The organism is Thermophagus xiamenensis (assembly GCF_900112795.1).
In the GTDB taxonomy this organism is placed as follows: Bacteria; Bacteroidota; Bacteroidia; order Bacteroidales; family Marinilabiliaceae; genus Thermophagus; species Thermophagus xiamenensis.
Window position 1 is genome coordinate 1 of sequence record NZ_FONA01000042.1, and the last position, 4,923, is coordinate 4,923.

At 32.7% G+C, this 4,923-nt stretch carries 7 protein-coding genes; all 7 read left to right on the top strand.

All coding sequences use genetic code 11. The features are described from left to right. Positions 1-465, top strand: a 465-nt coding sequence (locus tag BM130_RS14950) for a 5'-nucleotidase (RefSeq protein ID WP_139217726.1), incomplete at its 5' end; no start/stop codon positions are given. Between the two features lie 174 nt (positions 466-639). Further along, positions 640-1,278, top strand: coding sequence for a hypothetical protein (locus BM130_RS14955; RefSeq protein ID WP_010526866.1), 639 nt, complete (start codon positions 640-642; stop codon positions 1,276-1,278). After that, positions 1,275-1,505, top strand: coding sequence for a hypothetical protein (locus BM130_RS14960; protein ID WP_010526865.1), 231 nt, complete (start codon positions 1,275-1,277; stop codon positions 1,503-1,505). The genes BM130_RS14955 and BM130_RS14960 overlap by 4 nt, the downstream gene beginning before the upstream one ends. After that, on the top strand, positions 1,505-2,104 hold the full coding sequence (locus BM130_RS15775) for a J domain-containing protein (protein ID WP_010526864.1): 600 nt from the start codon (positions 1,505-1,507) through the stop codon (positions 2,102-2,104). Before BM130_RS14960 ends, BM130_RS15775 begins: the two co-directional genes overlap by 1 nt. A 23-nt stretch (positions 2,105-2,127) precedes the next feature. Beyond that, positions 2,128-3,129 (top strand): hypothetical protein, encoded by a 1,002-nt coding sequence (locus BM130_RS14970; protein ID WP_217645618.1) that lies wholly within the window; start codon positions 2,128-2,130, stop codon positions 3,127-3,129. A gap of 6 nt (positions 3,130-3,135) precedes the next feature. Then, the gene (locus BM130_RS15515) at positions 3,136-3,273 is read left to right on the top strand and encodes a hypothetical protein (protein ID WP_157998100.1); all 138 of its coding nucleotides are present in this window, start codon (positions 3,136-3,138) and stop codon (positions 3,271-3,273) included. Positions 3,274-4,077: 804 nt separating this feature from the next. Next, positions 4,078-4,698 carry a hypothetical protein gene (locus BM130_RS14975; RefSeq protein ID WP_010526862.1) on the top strand — a complete coding sequence of 207 codons (621 nt, stop codon included), beginning with the start codon at positions 4,078-4,080 and terminating at the stop codon, positions 4,696-4,698. The last annotated feature ends 225 nt before the right edge of the window (positions 4,699-4,923 follow it).

Sequence of the window (4,923 nt, forward strand, 5' to 3'; positions counted from 1 at the left end):
TTTTCTGATGAGTCAGAGGCTAGATACAAAAAAGAAGGAATGGCTGCCTTTCATCAATATGAGTCAGAACATGAAGACGAACCATTAGGAGAAGGACCATTTGCCACATTATTAATCAAACTTTCTAAGATTCAAGAGGAACTACCTACAACAATAGAGCTTTCTCCATTGAGAATTGCAATTGTTACAGCAAGAAATGCACCTTCCCACATGAGAGTGATTAAGACATTACGAAAATGGGGAGTATATGTTGATGAAGCATATTTTTTAGGCGGACTTTCAAAAGATAAAATACTAAAGGCTTTTGGAGCACATATTTTCTTTGATGACCAAGATGTTCACCTGACAGAATCCTCAAAAGTTGTTCCTTCAGGGAAAGTCCCTTATGCATTTGATTCTCCATTAAAAGAAATAAAACCCAAAGAAATAAAACTAGACAAATCAATTAAAACAAATGACAAATAATCAAAATTCAGGCTATAACAATGTATAAAAATAACAGCCGTAATAGTAGTAAATTCTAAGGTTGTAGCCCGCTTCAGCTTTATTGTATCTTGACAAGAATGAAGCCCGCAATCGGCTACTATTCTTATGCGAAACGTTATGTGGCATTATAAAAAGACAGCAACCTAATACGAAATGAGAATATTAAAAAATACGATTACCATTCTTGCTGAGATTATAGTTTTGATTCTTTCGACTTTATGGTATTTGAAAACAAAAGAATATGAACCTCTAATTGCAATGATAATTGGTGGCGTTGGACTGTTGACAAGTTTGATTTCAAAATGGTTTCTAAGACCGAGAATTGTATTGCATCAACAAAAAACTGACTGGGGTAGACTTACAAAAGGATATACTAATAATAATCCACTAATTATAAGACTCGGCATAGATATACCAAATCAATATTGGGAGCTTTTCTGGAATCATATTTTGGAAATACGAAATAATTCATCACAGACAGCCTATTCAATTGATATTAAACATATAAACACACCTCACAAAACATATATTAATGAAGAAATTGGGAAAATAGAACCTTTGTTAGCAAATGAAAAGCGAGATTTTAAAGTTAAAATTATTCAAAATACAACAGGTACACATATCCAAGCTGATGATTACCTAAAAACAAATATTAAAACCTTAATGAAGGATGCCAAGATTTTAGTAAAATATGAAGACGAAAGTGGAACAAAATTTTATACTGAATATGATTGGCTTACCGATACAAATAAATTTAAACTATTCAATAATTTTAAAAACAAAAAATCATGAGCAAAGGAGGAAAAGTTGCAGTAACTATTTTGTTAATAGTTGGGTTCATCTTTATTTCTGGACTATTAACTGCCGCTGGTGCCAGTAAAACATTTACTGGATTATTAGCATTAGGATTGTTTTATGGCATTCGAGCAATGTGGAAAAAACCTAAAGTTGAAGAATCTACAGAAATTAAACTCGATAAAACTCAAAAACCTAATGGTGAAAATAATTTGACAAAATAATGATTCCAAATCTTTACAATATTTTGCAAGTTGACAGATTTGCTTCAAAAGAAGAAATAAAAAAAGCATATCGAAAACTTGCATTGCAATGGCATTCAGATAAAAACAAAAGTCCTGAAGCTCACGATAGATTCATTGAAATAAATGAAGCCTATCTCATTTTGTCAGATGAAGAAGCAAGGATTAAATATAATATTGAATACGATTTTTATTTTGCTACAAGTACACAAATAAAGGAAGAACCTGTTTTTGATGAATATCAATCCGCAAGTAACAGTACTTCGGATAAACAAAAATCAAATTACAAAGACCCTGATTTAAATAACTGGACATTCTCAGCAAAAAAGCAAGCTGAAAAATATGCCTCAATGTCTTTTTCTGATTTTGCTAAACTAATTGGAGAAGTCATAGTTGAAACAAGTAAACAAGGAGGAACAGCAGTAATTTATGCAATTTCTGGAGCAGTTGGTTCATCTGCAATTTTTTCGTTTTTCTCTGGCATATATTATGGTGATTTTCCTCAAATAATTCTTTCAATAGTCTTTTTAGGGCTTTCGGTAATAGGTTTTAACTTCACTTCAAAACGCTATAATTCATGAAATTAAATTATCTTTTTCTAATTATGCTCACCTTAATATTAGGGAGTTGTGCAAATCAAGTAAAAAATGAAGATAGAACAGAACAGGAGTATAAATTTGACTCTGTAATGTATATCGAATACAAAAAGAGTGATGATTCTGGAAATAAAGATGTATTTGGCAAAATCATTTTCAAAAAAAACTCTATTTCAGTTGAAATGAATGTTGACGGACAGATAGAAAATGAAGAATTTACCATAAGAACGGTTACGTATAATAATTCTCCGAATGAACTTAAATATAGAACATACAAAGGGGATTTTACAGTAAAATTAGAAAATGATTCAATTTCAGAAGTCACTCTTTATACAGGTTCGTTTTTAACCACATTTAATAAGAAAAAAGAAATTCCTTCAACTAAAAATAAATTACCGCTTGAAATTGGTAAGCCAATAAAAGATTGGAAACGTATTGAAATAAAGGATATTGGTACAATAGATTTATCTCCAATACTCGAAATACAAGCTGGTAAATACAGAATAAAAAATCAAGAATATAAAGACAGCATAGAAAATATTTGGAAAGTTGATTTTCTTGAATCAAAATTAACCCTTCAACCCAAAGGAATAAATGAACATAACGAAACTTCATTAAGCAAATATTGTAGAGTAATGGTTGAAACCATTGAAGGTAACCCAAACGATTTCCAAAGACTTAATGAACAGATAATTGTACCCTCTACTGAATTATCTGAATTGAATAATCAATTTAAAAATCAAGTACAACAAGGTTTTTATAATACTCCTCTAAAGCTTATCGAGTGGTATCCATTAAGTATTAATGAAATTAACGGAATGCCTTGTATTCATGCGAGTTATAAAAGACAATTTAAAGACCAACCATACGTAATGGTTGATTTGTATAGATTCATGAATTACGACAGAATTGTTTCATTAACAATATCATACCGAATTTCTGAGAAAGATTACTGGTCATCTACTTTGAATAATACTTTAAAATCATTTAGAATTACTAATATAAAATAAATTAACATGGAAACCATTGTAACACAACAAGCTGGATTAGGTTTAATCGGTTGGATTATTGTTTTTTTAATTATTGGTGCTATTCCAATGATGCTTAAAAAAGACAAAGATAAAAAAGACGCCACAAACCCTGATAATCAATAAATAACGCCACATAATATATAGGAACATGAGCACTCACCACGCCCCTACCGATTACCCTAGGTTGAACTACATCCCGGCAGACTACAACTGAATATTATGGACCTACAGTCGTTTTTTATGTTTTTTAGAAAGAATGCGCCTACTTGCATTGTGCTGTTTTTAGCCTTTGGGGCTTCAAAAAAGAGTGCTTGTTGTAACTCAAAAGTTAAAGATTAGGTGCTTTTTGGCTTAAAACCCACCTTTCAGGCAATACGATACCGGACCGGGGGCGTACGTAACCATCCGGCCTAACATGCAAACAGAATCGACGCAGAAACTCTTCTCCTTTGAGTGGTACCGTTTTTTTGTACCCGACCCCCGTAGACTTTTCTCAAAATGAAAAACAAACAAAGCAATGCGCCGGATGTAATTGTTTTGCGTACTTGCGCTCTGACCACGAAGCTCCACCTGATGCTTCGGTTTTAAATTCAGGAACAAGTACCATGGGCTGCTCAACAATCGTTAAACCTGTCTTTTTCTCACAACTGTATTATTTTAAGGTGAATAATTCAGTTTCTACCATTTGTAACTAAAATAATTTATGCTATTTTTGGTATGGGCTGTCCCGTAGGGATTTAGTTCAACAATATACATATTGCAGAGCGTGGTTCGGTGGTACACCAATTGCGGAATATGGCATCTCATTTCCGTGTCCTACGGACAGGAAAGCTCACCGAAATCCGCCCCGACAGCATGTACCAACCGTTATGGGCAATACTAAAAACAGACTACAAATAAATTATTAACAATTAAAAGGAGATTGTTATGAGAAAAGTTTTTTACGCATTAATTCTTGCGGTTATGATGACAAATTGTATGACTTATCAAGGTTTTTACAATATTGGACTTCAAAAAGTTGAAAGACCTGAAAACGCAAAAGAAAGATACGGTGAATCTAAAATCGTAAATTTTGAAGAAGAAGGTAAAACAAAGTATAGTTATGAAGACGACATGATTAAAATTGTTTGGCTTCCACTTTCCACACAATTTGGGTTTACTTTGAAAAACAAAACTGACCATTCAATAAAAATAATTTGGGATGAAGCAGTTTATGTTGACCCTAATGGTTCAAGTGGCAGAGTTATGCACGCAGGAGTAAAATATATAGACCGAAATAATCCTCAACCACCGACCGTAGTTGTTAAGAATGCAAATATTGATGACATAATTGTTCCGACTGACAATATTTACTATGTAAGTGGTCAATATGGTGGCTGGAGAACAAAACCAATGTTTCCTAATAGAGCAAATACACGAGAAGAATTAAATGCCCTGACTCAACAATATGTAGGTAAAGAAGTGAGAGTTCTTTTGCCACTAAAAATAGAAGAAACCATAAATGAGTACATTTTTACATTTAAGGTTGAAGATTTTATTGCAAAATAAGTAAAGCCTATAACATTTTGTATAAGTAATGGCAGGTTCAGTGCTAAATATCAGGGTGTGTAGCCCGCACAAACTGCCTAACGGTTTGACAGGAAACTACCACGCAATCTGCCACTACTCGTACAATTTACCGTTATAGCCAAAATAAATTAAGACAGCATGCCTATTGATTTTTCAGATATTTTAGTTATAGGAGTCTCAAGTAGAGCACTTTTCAACCTCGAA